We start from the raw sequence: 205 nt of genomic DNA, 5'->3' as shown, positions 1-205 counted from the left end.
CCGTGCTGCCCTGCAGCAGCCGCACCGTCTGGCCGGCCAGGCCGCCCTCGCCCGTCCCCTGGCTGCCATCGGCGTTCAGGTCGTTGAACACCGTGCCGGTGACCGTGCTGCCCGCATATTCGCCGATCGGCGCCGCCGTCACGGCCGAACCCGAGGTCGTCGTCACCGAGGCCGTCCCGCTCGTCGAGAAGGTCTCGCCCGCCGG

General features: G+C 73.7%; 1 protein-coding gene. It reads right to left on the bottom strand.

Going from position 1 to position 205, the window contains the following annotated elements; all coding sequences use genetic code 11:
* A partial coding sequence (locus ACYQ6W_RS22760; protein ID WP_459678601.1) for a hypothetical protein occupies positions 1–205 on the bottom strand: 205 nt, incomplete at both ends.

The organism is Acidisoma sp. 7E03 (assembly GCF_054665075.1).
The sequence above is the reverse complement of the archived record's forward strand: the minus strand, read 5'-3'. Positions and strand labels throughout refer to the sequence as shown.